A 16477-nucleotide genomic window follows, 5' to 3' on the forward strand; every position below is an offset into this window, starting at 1 on the left:
TTTATGTTGGCCGTGCTTATTAAGGATTATAAAACAGGTGTTATCAAAAAGCAAAGCGCAACTAAGTATCGATCTTGCTTTGGCTGGCTGCCCAATAGCCAAACGGCACATTGACCAGCATCAATGCTGCCATCACCATCAAAGGCAGCTGCCAGTCGCCCTGCCAAGCATACAGCTTGCCAATGATCAAAGGGCCAAACATGGCAATACTGTAGCTGACCGCCTGCACCATGCTCGACAGATCGCGCGCACTCTCAGCGCTCGTGGTGCGCAGTGAGAACATCATTAGGCTAAGTGTAAATATCAGCGCACAGCCAAAGCCCATCAGCGCCGACCACAGCGCCATCACGGCAGGCAGCCACAGCATCCCAAGCACACCTGTGACATTCATCACACAGCCTGTCAGCGCCAACGCTCTGGCCGATGCACCGCGTCGCATCAGCCAAGTCAATATCAGGATCGCAGGCGGTGCCATCAGCTGAAAAACCAATGCCAGATGCGTCGCTTCTTGTAAACTTGCCCCAAATCCCATGCCGATGGATGGCAAAAAACTTGCGATGGTATAAAACAAGAATGACTGCAAGCCAAGCAGCACCGCCATTTGCCAAGCGGCTTTTTTGCGCCAAGGATTCATCATGGCAGCGTTATGCGCCATCTTTGCCGTCTTCGCTGCACCTCTATGAGCCTGATAGATGCGCCACCAAATCAGTGCCGCCACCACGCCAAACACCGCCCACGCACTCATCGCCATCTGCCAGCCGACATGGTCTGCCAGTGGCACCACAGACCATGCGCCAATGCCAGCCAGCAGCGACATACTTAGGCTAAACACACCTGTGGCTAGTGAGATGTTATTTGGGGCATATTGTTTGATGAATGGTGCGGTCAGAGCGTTTAGCATGCCGATGGCAAAAGACAAGATCAGTGTGCCAAAAAACAATGCCGCCACCCCAAACCAGCTGCGCATCGCCACACCACAAGCCAACAACAGCGTCATCAAAATCATCATCCGCTCCAGCCCAAAGCGCCGAGCCAGTACCGCCGCCACCAAAGAACCCAATGCAAACAACGGCATCGGCAGCGCGCCCAGATAGCCGATTTGATCAGCACTTAGGCCAAAGTCTCGATCAAGCATCGGTGCGATCGAGCCAATCATCACCAAAGGCGAGCGCATGTTGGCAGCAGCGAACATCAGTCCGATGACGATGAGCGCCAGAGACGCAGTAGCAGGTGAAAATGCAGAGGATTGTTGAGTGGTGTGAGAATCAGACATGGCATCTACAGTGGTCGATTGGGTTGGTTATGGCAAATTTGCCATCATCAGCCTCACATTATAGTGAAAATGCCACAATTTTGCCAATGCTGCTAGCAACACCTTCACAGCCACTTGGCGCAAAAAAAGCCTTGAGCCATCGCCCAAAGCTTTCGTGCTGGATGCTAGTTTAGTCATCCCACTTGCGGAACAGCAGCGAGCCATTGGTACCGCCAAAGCCAAAGCTGTTTGAGATGGCAAAATTCACACCATCAACACGGCGCGCAGTATGGGGGATGTAGTCAAGCGTGCAGGCCTCATCAGGATTATCCAGATTGATGGTCGGTGGCAGCAGCTGATTTTGTAGGGCAAGTACGGTAAAAATCGCCTCAATCGCCCCTGCAGCACCCAGTAGGTGACCAGTCATGGATTTGGTTGAGCTGACCAAGATATCTTTGCCAAATAGTCGCTCGATGGCTTGACTCTCAGCGACATCGCCTTGTGGTGTGCTGGTGCCATGAGCATTGATGTAGCCGACCTGGGAGGCTTTGATGCCTGCATCCTGTAGTGCCGCTGCCATCGCACGCTCCGCGCCCTCGCCGCCTGCTGATGGGCTGGTGATGTGATTGGCATCATCACTCATCCCAAAGCCGACCAATTCTGCCAAGATGGTCGCACCGCGTGCCTTGGCATGCGCCAGACTTTCGAGTACCAACGCACCAGCACCATCACCCAAGACGAAACCGTCACGATCCTTATCAAAAGGACGGCTGGCACGCGTCGGCTCATCGTTACGCGTTGAGAGTGCGTGCATCGCCCCGAAGCCTGATAGCCCAAGTGGTGTTGATGCTTTTTCGCTGCCCCCGACCAGTACCGCATCACAGTCACCATAAGCAATCAAGCGCGCGCCAAGTCCGATGGCGTGCGTCGAGGTGGTACAAGCGGTGGCGGTAGCAAGGTTTGCGCCTTTGAGTCCATGACGCATGGCGATCAGACCTGCTGGCATATTGACAATCGTGCCAGGGATGATAAACGGTGAGACTTTTTTGGCGCCGTGTTCTTTTAGGGTGTCACGGCTGGTCTCGATGGTCTGAATGCCACCGATGCCCGAACCCATCACTACCCCAAAACGCGTGCCATCGACATTGACCGGCAGGCTATCGCCTTTGATGTCATCGATCAAGCCAGCATGATGCAGTGCCATCGCCGCTGCTACTTGTGCATAATGCACAAAAGTATCAAAACGGCGTGCTTCTTTTGGGTTTAGATAGGCTTTGGCATCAAAATCCTTCACCAAGCCTGCGATCTGCGCGCGAAACTCATCGATCGCCACGGCTTTGTCATCAAAGCCATCAAGCCGCGTGATGCCGCTGACGCCTTGGGTCAGATTCTCCCAAATCTCATCAAGCTGCTGACCTACGGGTGTTAAAGCACCCATCCCTGTGATGACGACGCGCGCTTCATCGCTTTTTTCAAAGTAAGCAAGCTTGGCTGGTTTGGCTGGCTGTGTCATGGTGTATCCGTTTGTCTGTTTGGTGATAAATGTACTAAGTTTTGGTAAATGGTTTTATCTTAGCATGATTTTTCCCAAAATTACAGTTTACAGATGTATTTTTTTAAGGTTTAGCCGCGCGGATGATGCTCAGCATGCAAACTTTGAAGGCGTGCGGTGGCGACATGCGTATAGATCTGTGTGGTGGACAAATCACTGTGTCCAAGCAGCAGCTGCACACTGCGCAGATCGGCGCCATGATTGACCAGATGTGTGGCGAAGGCGTGTCTGAGCGTGTGCGGTGAAATGGCCGTGCTGATGCCTGCGATCAGGGCGTATTTTTTGATCAAATGCCAAAAATTATGCCGCGTCATATAGCCGCCTTGTTCGGTTAGGAACACCGCTTGGCAGTCTTTTTGGCCAATCAGCAGCGATCCACGCACCGATAAATACTCTTGTAGCGCCGCTTGGGCATAGTCGCCAAGTGGAATCAGGCGCATCTTATTACCCTTACCTGTGACCGACAGCCAGCCTGCATTCAAATTCAGCTGCGGTAAGGATAAGCCAGTCAATTCGCTGACACGCAAGCCGCATGCATACAGCACCTCAAGCATCGCCTTATCGCGCAGTCCAAGCACGGTGGTGGCATCAGGTGCGGCCAATAAAGCGGTCACTTGCGCCTCGGATAAGGTTTTTGGCAGTGCTTTACCGATCTTTGGGGTTTTGATCGATTGACAAGGATCATCATCGCGCATGCCGTGATCGATTTGCCATAAGAAAAACTGGCGCAAACTTGCCAAACTGCGTGCAATTGAGCGTTCGGATTTATCGGCGGCTTTTAGCTTGGCCAGATGCGCCTGCACATCGGCGCTTTGCCATTGGGTGATGGGCAGATCCGATAGGCGCAGGCACAGGCGCAGATCTTGGCTATAGGCATTTCTGGTAGCGGTGGACAGACCGCGAGACAGCATCGAGGCGCGAAATTGGCTCAGATACTCTGGATCATCGTCATAGATGACCGCGCTGTCTTTTCGAGGAGTGGTGGATTTGGCCATCGAGTCAGACTTAGGCGAGCTTTTTTTGGATCAGATAACGATAGCCATCATCGAGCGCCTCTTGGCTGATGAGCGTATGACCCAAATGGCGACAAAAATTGGGAATATCGCGCGTGGTGGCAGGATCGGTGGCCAATACCTCAATGATCTCGCCTGCCAAAGCCGTACGCACCGCTTTGTGCAGCAGCATCACAGGCTCAGGGCAGATCAGCCCTTGGGTGTCTAAGGTGTGGTGAATCGTGGTCATCATTTACTCTACTATTTGGTTAAGTCATACATCAGGCATGCTTTTGGCTTTTTCATCCAAAAAACTCAAAAACTTTTTCAAATTCACCCGAAACAAAAACGGCATCCCAAACCATGCAATCATCGCCAAAAACAGCGCCATAAAAAACACCGTATCCGCGCCGTGTCGCAGCCCCCAAGACAGCGCAAAAGCCAGCGTCAAAAGGCCAGTTGCCAACACAGTCAACAAAATGGAGAAATCCACCACCCGATAGCGCATCAATAAAAACCAATGATACAAGCTCATCGGTATGGTGATCGCAATCAGTGCATAAGGCAGATAATGAAATGCATAATATACCCAAGCGCTGTCTTTGAAGGCGGCAAGGCTTGCCAATGTGCCAAACACACAAAAGCAAGCGATGGCGAGCAATCCTAAGCGCACAGTCAGATTGGCTTGGTGGATGGCACGGCGAAATTGGGCGCTGATCAGAGCATGATGCTGCATGAGTCGGTTTCCATGATTGATAGACAAAGGATATCCCAAGCCAGATGGCTGGTTGGCGCAAGATTCAGTCTTTATGTGTCGGCTTATGATCGTTGACAAATACCGCAAACTCAGGCTGGCGATAATAGCTGTCAATCAGCAAACACGCGGCGATATCATCGATGGCATCTTTGGGTGATGAGATCCATCCTTGTTCCCACGCAGTCTGTCTTGCATCGTTTGAGCTTAGGCGCTCATCATAAGTGAACACCGACACCACTTGACGCCGCTCAGCCAAGCGGTGCGCCAAGCGCCGAGCGAATTTGTGCGCGCGTTTTGAGATCATCGATTCGCTGCCATCCATATTTAATGGCAGCCCAACCAGGATCTGATCAATGCCCCAATGCTCGATGATACCAAGCAAATTATCCCAATCTGGCTGACCATTGTCCATCGCCAATATGTCAAACGGACGCGCATCACGCGTGACGCTGTTACCCAGCGCCATACCCATTTTTTTGACGCCATAGTCCAAGGCCAAAATCAAACTTGCTTTTGTCATTATGCATATCCAACACTGCTGATCAATCGATCTGGATCGATGCCAATTTTCTCATAACATGCCGCCAGACGCGCCTCAAACGGCGTAGAAAATAGCGTCGGCAAATCGGCAGCGCACACATGCCAATCACCTGCTGCCAGCTCCGCATCCAGCTGCCCTTTGCCCCAATTGCAATAACCCATGCACAGCAAATAATGGCGCAGACCATCATAAGACAGCTGAGTTAAGATGTCCTTACTGGTGGTCAAACAGACATTTTCGGCGATGGCAAATGAGGATTTGTAATCAGGCTGCCCTGTGTGCAAGATAAACCCTGCCTCAGGGCGCACAGGCCCGCCATCGAGCGCAGGCGTGTTCATCGCCGCTGCCGTCACAGGCAAATCCAGCTCACTGAGCAAACCACCGACGCTGTTCACCAAAGGCTGATTGATGACAAAGCCCCACGCTCCCTCTGGCGTGTGCCGACAAATATAAATCACTGCGCCCTCAAAGCGCTCATCTGTCATCTGCGCACTGGGAATCAAAAAATGATGGATCAAATTGGCTGCACTCATGACTGCCTCGCTAATGGCTCGGTATTGGCGGTCAGCTCATCGGCATGGCGGATGTCATCGAGCAGACTTTGGACATGCGCGCGCGTCGCTGCGGTGATATTCACCCCGCCAGACATGCGCGCCAGCTCATCGATCTGTGCCTCGCCACTGATCACTTGCATGTCGCTGGTGGTTTGTTGGCCATGTTCTTTTTGTACCAAAATATGGCGATGCGCGGCGGCGGCAACTTGCGCTTGATGGGTGATGGCCAAGAGCTGCTGATGCTTACCCAATGTACGCAGCAGCTCACCGACCACCTGCGCTGTGCCACCGCTGATGCCCACATCCACCTCATCAAATACCAAAGTCGGTCTAGAAGCACCACCATCGCCTGCAGCCATCACCTGCATGACCAGCGCCATCCGCGACAGCTCACCGCCTGATGCGACTTTGTGTAGAGGTTGTAGCGGCATGCCCACATTGGCACTGAACAACAGCGCGATGTCGTATGTGCCATGCGCATTGTATTGATCACTGGGTTTTTTATTGAAGGCAAATTCACAGCGCGCATTGGGCAGTGCCAACGGCAAAAGTCTGGCCTCCAAGCGCTCACAGATGTCAGGTGCTGCCGCGACGCGTGCTTCATCGAGTACGCCTGCCGCCGCCAAATACGCTGCATAGGCCTCATCGACCTTGGCATCCATCGTATCATTATCAGGCAAGGCATCCAGCATATCAAGCTCTTCTTGCCAACTGGCAGCATCAGCGATCAAGTCAGTGATCGGGGTATGATATTTACCAGATAAACGATGCGCCAGACTCAGCAAGGTATTTAGCTCATCAAGCCTTGCCTCATCAGGCAGCTCGCGTTCGGCAAAGTCAGACAGCTTGGCAGCAGCATCATGAATCTGCTCTTGGGCGAGCGCCAAAAGCTGACTGCACTCGCCAAAGGTCTTGCTGGCGCTGGCGTGGTTGTCACAAATGCGCATCGCACGGCCAAGCAAACTCACGACCGATGGCGCATCATCGTCATTATCGAGCACCGATGCCGCCTCCATCGCCTCACGCATGAGGTTTTCAAGATCGGACAGCTCATCATATTCAGCTTCGATTTCCTCAAAATTCACCGACAGCAATGGCTCAATATCGCCAAGCTTGGCAGATAATAGCGCCATGCGATCGGCGCGCTGTGCAGACTGACTGCGCGCTTCATCGGCTTGTTTTTTGATGGCTTGATATGCCAAAAAAGCTTGCTTGGCCTGCTGCTTTTGGACATCCAGTGCTGCGATGCGATCGAGCCAATCAATGACAAATTGGGGCTTTAATAGCTCAAGTCCAGCATGCTGAGAGTGGATATTCACCAAAATCGCCCCAAGGCTCTTAAGCTCACTGATGCTGGCTGGTACGCCATTGATCCAAGATTTAGAGCGTCCTTGGCTGCTGATTTTGCGGCGGATCAACAGCGTGTCTTCGTCAAGCGTGCGATCATGCTCATCGAACCACGCTGCCACCTCGGCATTGTCCGCGACATCAAATTCCCCAAATACCGTCGCCTCATCACAGCCGTGACGCACCATACCGCTGTCAGCTCTCTCGCCTGCACACAGCGATAATGCATCCAAAATCAATGACTTACCTGCACCAGTTTCGCCAGTGATGACATTAAAACGCCCATCAAAGCCGATTTCTTTTGCCTCGATGAGTGCCAGATTTTCCAAGGTGAGTGATATGAGCATAGTCCATCTCTAAAATGCGCCAATTTTTTATCATAATCAAAGCCGTGTTATTTGACAATGATAAAAATGTTATCGGCGCGCATCATTGAATGATCGCCTGCGAAAATAAAAGCCATTTACTCAAAAAAGGCAAATGGCTTCAAACAGCGATCAGCGCTTGTCTCGGGCTTTTAGCACTTTTTTAACCTTATCACGGGCGCGAGATTGCTTGAGTGTCGATAGATAATCAACAAACAGTTTGCCATTTAAATGATCCATCTCATGCTGAATACATACCGCCAGTAGCTCATCGGCATCGATGCTAAATGGCTTGCCATCACGATCCAGCGCTTCGATTTTGACACGGGCAGGACGCTCGACTTCGTCATAGACTTCAGGTACAGACAGACAGCCTTCTTGATATGGCTTGGTCTCATCGGTCAGTGGCGTGATGACAGGATTGATAAAGACCTGTGGCTGAGGGTCTTCACCATCTTTTGCCAAGTCCATCACAATCACCTGTACATGGCGATCCACCTGCGTCGCCGCAAGACCGATGCCGCGCGCATCATACATGGTCTCAAACATATCATCAATCAAGGTCTCGATGGTCTCATCAACGACCGCCACAGGCTGTGCGATGGTGCGCAGGCGTGGGTCAGGATAAGCCAAAATCGGTAATACTGCCATAATTTGTCTCGTTGTATTTCTTAACTTGTCTGAAAAAATAAACCGTCTATTATAGCGAAAATGGGGGCAAAAGCAAAATCTACCAGTCGATTTCGCTAAAGTTTTTCTCAATTTTCATCATTGATTTTATAAAATCATCAATTCATGCATATAGCAGTTGGCAAGGTGGGTAATTTATGCCAAAATATTGCTTTGTTTAAAAAGTTAGCAAAGGATCACTTATGAACGCCCGCACCGCCACCATCACCCGCAACACCGCCGAAACACAAATCAGTATCAGCATCAATCTGGACGGCACTGGTCAAGGTGTGCTCGATACGGGCGTACCGTTTTTGGATCATATGCTCGATCAGATCAAACGCCACGGCTTAATTGATCTGGATGTCAAATGCGTCGGTGATACGCACATCGATGACCATCACAGCGTCGAAGATGTTGGCATCGCCATCGGTCAGGCATTGAAGGCTGCTTTGGGCGACAAAAAAGGCATTCGCCGTTATGGGCATTTTTATGCGCCACTTGATGAGAGCCTAAGCCGTGTGGTGGTGGATATTTCAGGTCGTCCAGGGTTGCATATGGATGTGCCATTTACCCGCTCGCACATTGGCACGATGGATGTGGATTTGTTTTCAGAGTTCTTTTATGGCCTTGTCAATCACGCCTTTATCACGCTACACATTGATAATCTCAAAGGCAAAAATAGCCATCACCAAATCGAAAGTGTCTTTAAGGCACTGGCTCGTGCGCTACGCATGGCGGTTGAGTACGATGAGCGCGCTCTGAACCAACTGCCATCCACCAAAGAATTGCTATAAGGGGAAAATCATGACTGCCCCAAAAATTGCACTGCTTGATTATGGCGTGGGTAATCTGTATTCTGTGGCAAATGCCTTAAGTGTCGCTGGTGGCGATGTCGTCATCACAAGCGATCCAAAAGTCATCCAATCAGTGGATAAAGTCATGCTCCCGGGTGTCGGTGCGATGCGTGATGCGATGGCAAATATGGTCGCACATGGCATTGATATCGCGGTCAAGGATGCACTGGCAAATAAGCCTGTGATGGCCATCTGTGTCGGTATGCAGGCGATGTTTGATTATTCTGAAGAAGGGGATGTGCCATGTCTTGGTATCATCAAAGGGGCGGTGCGTCTGTTTGATGAGGCTTGGGTCGAGAATGGTCATGCGATCAAAATCCCCCATGTCGGCTGGAATCGTGTCGATGCTGACACTGATCATGAGCTGTGGGATGGCTGCAATCATGAGCATTTTTATTTTACCCACAGTTATTACTGTGACCCTGTGGCAGATGACAATCTGATCATCGCCACCACCGAATACGGCGAGAAATTCTGCTCAAGCATCATTCGAGACAATCTGTTCATCACTCAGTTTCATCCCGAAAAAAGCCACAACGCTGGGCTAAAACTGTTGTCAAACTTCATCAAATGGCAGCCTTAAGCAAGCAGCTTTTTACCAAAAAATTAGGGCAGCTTAAGATCTTGTAGCACCTGCGCCATCTGTGATGGGTGGCGGCCTTCGATGCCGCGATAGGCCGACAAGATCACCGCCAAATCCGCCTGATAATCCCCCGTCGGATAACACACCTCCAAAAACCGCACTGTTTTGGTCGGATAATCCAGCGCCACAGGGATAATCGGCACGCCTGCACCCATCGCCAGATAATAAAAACCCGTGCGAAAGCTGTCGGTATAGTTGCGCGTACCTTCGGGCGATAGCGCCATAAGTAGTGGTGTACCTGTGGCGAAGCGGTCGATGTTGGCTTGTAATACCGAGCCTTTTTTGTCACGGTCGATGGCAATCACCCCCACCCATGTCAAAAACTGTGAGAGTATCGGCACAGCGAACAGCTGTTTTTTGCCCATGACCTTGATATCTAGCCCCAAAGCAAGCATGGTCAAAATCGCAGGCACACCATCGACATTGGAAGTATGCGGTGCGCCGATGATGACCGCTTGGGGTACATTAGGCAGTTTGCCAAGCAGTCGCCAGCCTAGCAAAGATAAGAGCCGACGAGCAACTTTGGTGGCAAGCGGACGATGACGACGCGGCAACAGCTTACCCAAATCATCATAATCAAGCTCAGCCAATGAGCAGGCTGCACCCTTCATTGCTATACCGCCAATTCTGCCAAATCGCCCTTGGTCTCAAGCCAGTGTTTGCGGTCGGCAGAGCGTTTTTTGGCAAGTAGCATATCCATCACACCATTGGTGGCACTGATGTCATCCAAATCCAGTCGCACGAGCTTACGAGTGTCAGGATTCATCGTCGTTTCTTTGAGCTGACTTGGATTCATCTCACCCAAGCCCTTAAAGCGGGTAATTTGTGGTTTTTTGTTGCCAAGCTTAGCAAGCACCTGTTCAAGCTCTTCGTTATCGAGTGCATAATACACTTCTTTACCCGCATCGACACGATACAAAGGCGGTACGGCGACATACAGATGACCTGCTTCAATCAGTGCAGGGAAATGCTTCACAAATAACGCACAAATCAAGGTCGCAATGTGCAGTCCATCACTATCAGCATCAGCTAGGATACAGATCTTATCATAGCGTAGCTCAGATAAGTCATCACTGGCAGGATCGACACCGATGGCGATGGCGATATCGTGGATCTCTTGGCTCGATAGCACCGTATCGGACGATACTTCCCAAGCGTTCAAAATCTTACCACGCAGCGGTAAAATCGCCTGAAACGCATTATCTCGAGCCTGCTTGGCACTACCGCCTGCCGACTGACCTTCGACCAAAAACAGCTCCGAGCCATCTTTTAGGCGACCACGACAATCCCACAGCTTACCCGGCAAGGCAGGGCCTTGGGTGATTTTTTTGCGGGCGACTTTTTGGGCGGTGGCAAGACGACGAGATGCCTTAGAAATAGCAAGCTCGGCGATGGCTTTGGCGCTGTCGGGGTGCTGGTTGAGCCATAGGCTAAAGGCATCTTTGGCAAGCGTCTGCACCAGTGGCGCTGCTTCTCGGCTAGACAGTCGCTCTTTGGTCTGTCCGCTAAATTGTGGCTCGACGAATTTGAGCGACAAGATATAATTCACCCCATCCCATACATCTTCGCCCGACAGCTTAACCGAGCGTGGCAATAGGCTGTGAATTTCACAAAATTCTCGCAAGGCTTCCAAAATCCCCGTCCGCAGACCATTAACATGTGTACCACCTTGGGCAGTGGGGATCAGATTGACATAGCTTTCTTGGATTGGCGTACCGCCCTCTGACAGCCATGAGATGGCAAAAGTCGCTCCACCACGCTCACCCTTGGCAGGCTCAACGCTATAATAAAATGGCTCTTCGGGTAGGCAAGGCATCTCCCCAAGCTGCTCAGTCAAATAACCGACCACACCATCGATGAACTGCCAACTTTCGTTGTCAGCTGGATCTATTTCATTAATAAAATCAATCTGCAAGCCTGCTGACAGCACCGCTTTTGCCTTTAGGGTGTGCTTGAGCGCTTTGATGGCAAATTTGGGATGATCAAAATACTGACCATCCACCCAAAACTGCACTTTGGTGCCACGCTTTTTCTTATTTGATGCTTTATTGGCAATCAGTGGCGTCACCGCATCACCATGCTCGAATGCCATCGTATGCTCTAGCCCATCACGCCATACAGTGACTTCGACACGGGTTGATAACGCATTGACCACACTGATGCCCACGCCATGCAGACCGCCTGAGACTTGATAGTTTTCGGTGCTGAATTTGCCACCTGCGTGCAAGCGAGTCAAAATCAGCTCAACGCCAGACTGGTTGAACTCAGGATGAATATCTGTCGGCATCCCGCGACCATCGTCTTCGACCGACAGCGACCCATCTGCGTGCTGACAGACGATGATGTGGCGTGCATAGCCTGCCAAGGCTTCATCGACGGAATTATCAATGACTTCTTGGGCAAGGTGGTTGGGGCGTGTGGTATCCGTGTACATCCCAGGGCGACGGCGGACAGGCTCAAGCCCTTCTAAGACTTCTAAGTTTTGTGAATTATAATTGCTCATGATTACAAGTGTTGAAAAATTTTTCCCATTGTACACCAAAGCCAAACCTTTGGGAAATCGGATTTTATCACAGTCATCAATGGCCGTTCAGATGGCCTGTTTTTCGGTGAGATAGCGCCAGTATCGCTTGGGCATCTGCTGGATGTGATGCCTAAGATTCTTACGCTCAGCGATGGTGACATGCTTAAAATAAGTCTGCCACAGATGCTGATAGCGCGCCTCCACTTCGTCATGGTGTTTTTTGGGTTGCGCCAAAATGAACGCATCCACATCGACCACCTCAGTCAGCTGCCTTGTCTGTTTATCATAATAAATGCCAAAATAACGCTTTTCATCAAAAATCAGCCAGCTTTGGTCAGAGAATCGGTGCGCAAAGAAACGCCCAATCAGCGGTAAGACATTAAAATCAGGACTGACTTTGGCAAAATACACCCCACCGACCATCAGCTCAAAGCGCACAAAAGCTTGCATACGATGGCGCTCACGGCCGACGATTTTCACCGCACGATGAAAGCTTGCCACCGATGCATCGGTGTGGTGATTTAGGATATTTATCTCAGGCTGTTTGATCTTTTGGCGGATGATGTGATAAATGTGCGTATAAATATCAGGCTGTTCAGATAAAAACGCCCATAAAATCATATAATTATCACGGCCAAACAATGTTTTTAGCTTATTCCAGACACGCTCAGACTTCTGAGCGCTGGTATTAATGTCAATATGCTCTATCAAAAAATCTGGCACAAAATCACGGCGCGCAGTGATGGCACTTACCGCATATGACTGTGCATACGCCTCGAACACCGCTGTCAAAAACCCATCAAAGCTGTCATCAAACACCAAGTTCATGCAAACAAATCCAGCTGAGCGGCTTTGCGAAATTTACTTGAAGTACCATTCAGCACGATTTGGCGAAAATCATCCTGCTGCAAATGGCGCAGCGCTGGATTGGGCGCACGAAACGCCACAAAGTACTTGGCGCGGTTGGTCGCAACGCCAAATTTTTTGAGGTCATCTAAGGTCAGCGTGGTGAATTTGCGCGCTTGGACGATCTTTTTGGCACTGCGCACGCCGACGCCTGGGATGCGCAGAATCATCCGATACGGCGCGGTCTGTATGCACACAGGAAAATGCGCCTTGTTGCGGATCGCCCACGCCAGTTTTGGATCGCATTCCAAATCCAAAAACGGATTGTCCCGATCCAAGATCTCATCGGCTTCAAATTGATAAAAGCGCATCAGCCAGTCGGCTTGGTAAAGGCGGTTTTCGCGCACAAACGGCACTGGCGTATCTTTGGTCGGCAAACGACTGTCCTCAAGCATCGGCACATAGCCTGAATAATACACCCGTTTAAGATCATATTGCTGATAAAAATGGCTCGATAAGCGGATGATCTGATGGTCGTTTTCATTCGATGCGCCGATGATGAACTGGGTCGATTGACCTGCTGGCACGAATTTTGGGGCGTGCTTGTGGGTTTTTTGGCTGTCTTTAAAAACGGCGATCTGCGTTTGCACCGTCTGCATCGGCGCTTTCATGTCATCATGGTTCTTCTCAGGTGCCAGCAGCGCAAGGCCTGAGATGGTCGGAATTTCCATATTCACCGACAAGCGATCGGCATATAAGCCCGCCTCTTTCATCAGCTCATCGGATGCACCAGGGATGGTTTTTAGGTGAATATAGCCATGAAAACGGTGCGTCAAGCGCAGCTCTTTGGCGACGCGTACCAGCCGCTCCATCGTGTAGTCGGGATTTTTGAAGATGCCTGAGGACAAAAACAAGCCCTCAATATAGTTGCGACGATAAAACTCCATCGTCAGATCCACCACCTCCTCGACCGTAAAGGCAGCGCGCTCCGTGTCATTACTGCGGCGCGAGGTGCAGTAGGCGCAGTCATAGATGCAGTGGTTGGTGAGCAAAATTTTTAGTAGCGATACACAGCGGCCATCTTCGGTGTAGCTGTGGCAGATGCCTGATTTGGAGGAATCACCAAGGCCGCCGCTGTTTTTGCGATTGCCACCGCTTGATGAACATGAGACATCATATTTGGCAGCATCGGCCAAAATGGCCAGTTTTTTTGAAATTCTGTCGTAATTGATCATATCAACTATATTATCTCAATACTCTCTTAATTTATCTTACACTCTTAAATAAAATTTGGGTCTATCACTAAGCCTACGACAAGGCACTAGCCATCTTAAATTATAACAAAACTACATCCAAAAGATAGCAGCGTATGCCTGAGTTTTTTGGGAATTTTGTGTTAAATTTTACCAAAGCGTATTACAATGTGATTGATTTTGATCACTACTTACAGATCAGCGAAAAGGCGAGATATCGCCGATAAAAAAAAGGACAAATCCATGTCGCAACACAACTTATTTTTACCCTTAAACTTAAGCATCGATCCAACGATGGCTAATCTTTTGCCTTATGATGGCATTGTGCAGGATTGTGGGGTGATTTTTGGGCAAGACGATGCCGATGCTTATTTTGATGCGCTGTACGATGGGATTGATTGGCAGCATGATGTCCTCAAGCTCTACGGCAAAACCATCACCACCGCAAGGCAAGTAGCGTGGTATGGCGACGATGGCGTGCAGTATCGCTATTCAGGCAGCACACGCGCTGCTCTGCCTTGGTCTGAGCTGTTATTAAAGCTCAAAACAAACATTGAGGCGCATCTGGCAGCGATCCATCCCATCAGCTTCAATGCCTGTTTATTAAACCTGTATCACGATGGCAGTCAAGGCATGGGATGGCACAGTGACGATGAGCCTGAGCTGGGACAGATGCCGATCATCGCATCCTTAAGTCTGGGCGCCACCAGAAAATTCGTACTGCGCCACAAATCCAGCAAACAAAAGATCGAGCTTTCGTTAGCACACGGGCAACTGATCGTCATGCACGGCAGCACCCAACGCTACTGGCAACACGCCTTAATGAAAACCACCAAAGTGCAGCAGCCACGCATTAATCTCACCTTTCGGCAGATGCTGTGATCGGGACTAATGATCAAAATGAGTGATCATTTGGCAGGCTGATTCACCCAGTCGATCACGGTGGCGACCTGCTGATCATAATCACTGATACGATGATCACCCCCTGCCTGTGCCAGCACGTCAGCGCCTTTTTGGGTATAAAAATCTTTAGTCGCCTGAGCATCCAACAGCTCATCACCCAGCTTTAAGAGGACTTTTAGGCGATCTGGATATGCCGCCTGTAAACGATGATCATCGAACCACGCCAGATCCCCATAGACGATCTGCCATCCGCCTGTGGTGGTGTAGATCACCGTATCTGCTTGCAAAGCTTGTCCATCAGCAAAATTATCCTGCAAAAATCGACGAAAGCTAAGATCTGGGCGGATGCTTGGATTTAGTAGTACCGCAGGCACGCCGGTCATGTCCGATAATAGATTGGCAAAATAGCCGCCCAAGCTCGACCCGACCAATACCGTATCCACGCCATCGCCGATCAGCTGTGTCAATAACGCCACAACTTCATCAGGCGAGCGGTTCAAATCAGGGCGGATAACAGTGATGTCAGGATGATGCTCTTGGCAGTAAGCATCGGTGATCTGAGCTTTGATGGCATTGCTGTCGCTGTCAAGTCCGTGTAGATAAATCAATCGCATGGGCGTTTCTCTATGTGTTCAAATGTTTAAAAAAATCATTGCCTAAGCATCACTTCTTAGGATATATTAATAACCAAACCATCTTAACAAATTTTTTTGCCAAAATCTAAGTAGTTTTTGGCATAAGCTATCGCATCATGTCGCAATTTGAACTATTTGACATCGACAGCCCCTGCATCGGGGTGTGTACGATGAATAAACAAGGCTACTGCATCGGCTGTCTGCGCAATCGGACAGAGCGACAGGCGTGGCATCAGATGAGTGATGATGAAAAGCGCAGAGTCATTCTGCTCATCACACGCCGAGCCAAACGCATCCGCGATCATCGAGCAAGCAAACGAAACGGAGAGTCTGTGGCTATAGAACAGTTGGGGATGTTTTAATAACTCAGCCACTTATATCCACCACAACAAATTCTTTATTCTAACCAACAAAAACCCCCTCACATCTCTGTAAGGGGGCTTCAAATAAGGTGCTGACGATGACCTACTCTCACATGGGCGAACCACACTACCATCGGCGCTAAGACGTTTCACTTCTGAGTTCGGGAAGGGATCAGGTGGTTCCATCTTGCTATTGTCGTCAGCGTAAAAGGATTAACAACGCTGTTATGAGTCTGTGATTTGTTTTTTTATCAAGATTGATTCAAGCTTATAGGTAAAATCTTTACACTTACCATCAACACAATCAGTAGTATTAAACCACTTGGGTGTTGTATGGTCAAGCCAAACGAGCAATTAGTATTGGTTAGCTACATGTATCACTACACTTCCACACCCAACCTATCAACGTCGTAGTCTACAACGGC

The 16477-nt window shown here is 50.0% G+C and carries 18 protein-coding genes and 2 rRNA genes; 4 read left to right on the forward strand and 16 right to left on the reverse strand.

The window, feature by feature from the left end:
• Positions 1 to 61: 61 nt before the first annotated feature.
• The 9 genes from AZ602_RS06610 to def form a co-directional block, all read right to left on the reverse strand.
• Entirely contained in the window at positions 62 to 1273 is a 1212-nt protein-coding gene (locus AZ602_RS06610) for an MFS transporter (protein WP_103034256.1), read from the reverse strand.
• A gap of 169 nt (positions 1274 to 1442) precedes the next feature.
• Complete coding sequence (fabF, locus tag AZ602_RS06615) at positions 1443 to 2765, reverse strand: beta-ketoacyl-ACP synthase II (protein ID WP_103034257.1); 1323 nt, start codon at positions 2763 to 2765, stop codon at positions 1443 to 1445.
• A 110-nt stretch (positions 2766 to 2875) separates the two neighbouring features.
• Positions 2876 to 3799 (reverse strand): site-specific tyrosine recombinase XerD, encoded by a 924-nt coding sequence (gene xerD, locus AZ602_RS06620; RefSeq protein ID WP_103034258.1) that lies wholly within the window; start codon positions 3797 to 3799, stop codon positions 2876 to 2878.
• 10 nt (positions 3800 to 3809) lie between these two features.
• The gene (gene tusA, locus AZ602_RS06625) at positions 3810 to 4046 is read right to left on the reverse strand and encodes a sulfurtransferase TusA (RefSeq protein WP_078317390.1); all 237 of its coding nucleotides are present in this window, start codon (positions 4044 to 4046) and stop codon (positions 3810 to 3812) included.
• A gap of 24 nt (positions 4047 to 4070) precedes the next feature.
• A complete protein-coding gene (locus AZ602_RS06630; RefSeq protein ID WP_078317366.1) occupies positions 4071 to 4532 on the reverse strand; it encodes a hypothetical protein in 462 nt (153 codons plus the stop codon).
• Between the two features lie 64 nt (positions 4533 to 4596).
• Complete coding sequence (gene ruvX, locus AZ602_RS06635) at positions 4597 to 5073, reverse strand: Holliday junction resolvase RuvX (RefSeq protein ID WP_103034259.1); 477 nt, start codon at positions 5071 to 5073, stop codon at positions 4597 to 4599.
• Positions 5073 to 5627, reverse strand: a complete 555-nt coding sequence (locus AZ602_RS06640; RefSeq protein ID WP_103034260.1) for a YqgE/AlgH family protein — start codon at positions 5625 to 5627, stop codon at positions 5073 to 5075. Before AZ602_RS06640 ends, ruvX begins: the two co-directional genes overlap by 1 nt.
• Positions 5624 to 7342 (reverse strand): DNA repair protein RecN, encoded by a 1719-nt coding sequence (gene recN, locus AZ602_RS06645; RefSeq protein WP_103034261.1) that lies wholly within the window; start codon positions 7340 to 7342, stop codon positions 5624 to 5626. Before recN ends, AZ602_RS06640 begins: the two co-directional genes overlap by 4 nt.
• Before the next feature lie 150 nt (positions 7343 to 7492).
• A complete protein-coding gene (gene def, locus AZ602_RS06650; protein ID WP_103034262.1) occupies positions 7493 to 8011 on the reverse strand; it encodes a peptide deformylase in 519 nt (172 codons plus the stop codon).
• A 221-nt stretch (positions 8012 to 8232) separates the two neighbouring features.
• Here def and hisB point away from each other — a divergent pair, with 221 nt between their 5' ends.
• Together hisB and hisH are read left to right on the forward strand one after the other, a co-directional pair.
• Positions 8233 to 8826, forward strand: coding sequence for an imidazoleglycerol-phosphate dehydratase HisB (hisB, locus tag AZ602_RS06655; protein ID WP_103034263.1), 594 nt, complete (start codon positions 8233 to 8235; stop codon positions 8824 to 8826).
• 10 nt (positions 8827 to 8836) lie between these two features.
• The gene (hisH, locus tag AZ602_RS06660) at positions 8837 to 9469 is read left to right on the forward strand and encodes an imidazole glycerol phosphate synthase subunit HisH (protein ID WP_103034264.1); all 633 of its coding nucleotides are present in this window, start codon (positions 8837 to 8839) and stop codon (positions 9467 to 9469) included.
• A 23-nt stretch (positions 9470 to 9492) separates the two neighbouring features.
• On the opposite strand, the gene AZ602_RS06665 is transcribed toward hisH, so the two are convergent.
• The 4 genes from AZ602_RS06665 to AZ602_RS06680 all read right to left on the reverse strand — a co-directional run bounded on the left by AZ602_RS06665 (position 9493) and on the right by AZ602_RS06680 (position 14134).
• Complete coding sequence (locus AZ602_RS06665; protein ID WP_103034265.1) at positions 9493 to 10140, reverse strand: 1-acyl-sn-glycerol-3-phosphate acyltransferase; 648 nt, start codon at positions 10138 to 10140, stop codon at positions 9493 to 9495.
• Positions 10141 to 10142: 2 nt separating this feature from the next.
• Positions 10143 to 12032: a DNA topoisomerase IV subunit B gene (gene parE, locus AZ602_RS06670; protein ID WP_103034266.1), complete on the reverse strand. Its 1890-nt coding sequence runs from the start codon at positions 12030 to 12032 to the stop codon at positions 10143 to 10145.
• Positions 12033 to 12119: 87 nt separating this feature from the next.
• The gene (locus AZ602_RS06675) at positions 12120 to 12881 is read right to left on the reverse strand and encodes a TIGR03915 family putative DNA repair protein (RefSeq protein WP_103034267.1); all 762 of its coding nucleotides are present in this window, start codon (positions 12879 to 12881) and stop codon (positions 12120 to 12122) included.
• The gene (locus AZ602_RS06680) at positions 12878 to 14134 is read right to left on the reverse strand and encodes a putative DNA modification/repair radical SAM protein (protein ID WP_103034268.1); all 1257 of its coding nucleotides are present in this window, start codon (positions 14132 to 14134) and stop codon (positions 12878 to 12880) included. Before AZ602_RS06680 ends, AZ602_RS06675 begins: the two co-directional genes overlap by 4 nt.
• Positions 14135 to 14395: 261 nt before the next feature.
• On the opposite strand from AZ602_RS06680, the gene AZ602_RS06685 reads away from it, so the two are divergent.
• Positions 14396 to 15034, forward strand: coding sequence for an alpha-ketoglutarate-dependent dioxygenase AlkB (locus AZ602_RS06685; RefSeq protein WP_227525192.1), 639 nt, complete (start codon positions 14396 to 14398; stop codon positions 15032 to 15034).
• Between the two features lie 26 nt (positions 15035 to 15060).
• Here the strand turns inward: AZ602_RS06685 and AZ602_RS06690 are convergent, their stop codons facing one another.
• Positions 15061 to 15669, reverse strand: coding sequence for a YqiA/YcfP family alpha/beta fold hydrolase (locus AZ602_RS06690; protein WP_103034269.1), 609 nt, complete (start codon positions 15667 to 15669; stop codon positions 15061 to 15063).
• A gap of 137 nt (positions 15670 to 15806) precedes the next feature.
• On the opposite strand from AZ602_RS06690, the gene AZ602_RS06695 reads away from it, so the two are divergent.
• Entirely contained in the window at positions 15807 to 16052 is a 246-nt protein-coding gene (locus tag AZ602_RS06695; protein WP_103034270.1) for a DUF1289 domain-containing protein, read from the forward strand.
• Between the two features lie 90 nt (positions 16053 to 16142).
• On the opposite strand, the gene rrf is transcribed toward AZ602_RS06695, so the two are convergent.
• Positions 16143 to 16256: ribosomal RNA gene (rrf, locus tag AZ602_RS06700) — 5S ribosomal RNA — on the reverse strand.
• A gap of 129 nt (positions 16257 to 16385) precedes the next feature.
• Positions 16386 to 16477: ribosomal RNA gene (locus AZ602_RS06705) — 23S ribosomal RNA — on the reverse strand; the annotation flags it as partial.

Origin of the sequence: Moraxella sp. RCAD0137 (assembly GCF_002894025.1) — a bacterium.
Taxonomy (GTDB): Bacteria; Pseudomonadota; Gammaproteobacteria; order Pseudomonadales; family Moraxellaceae; genus Moraxella; species Moraxella porci.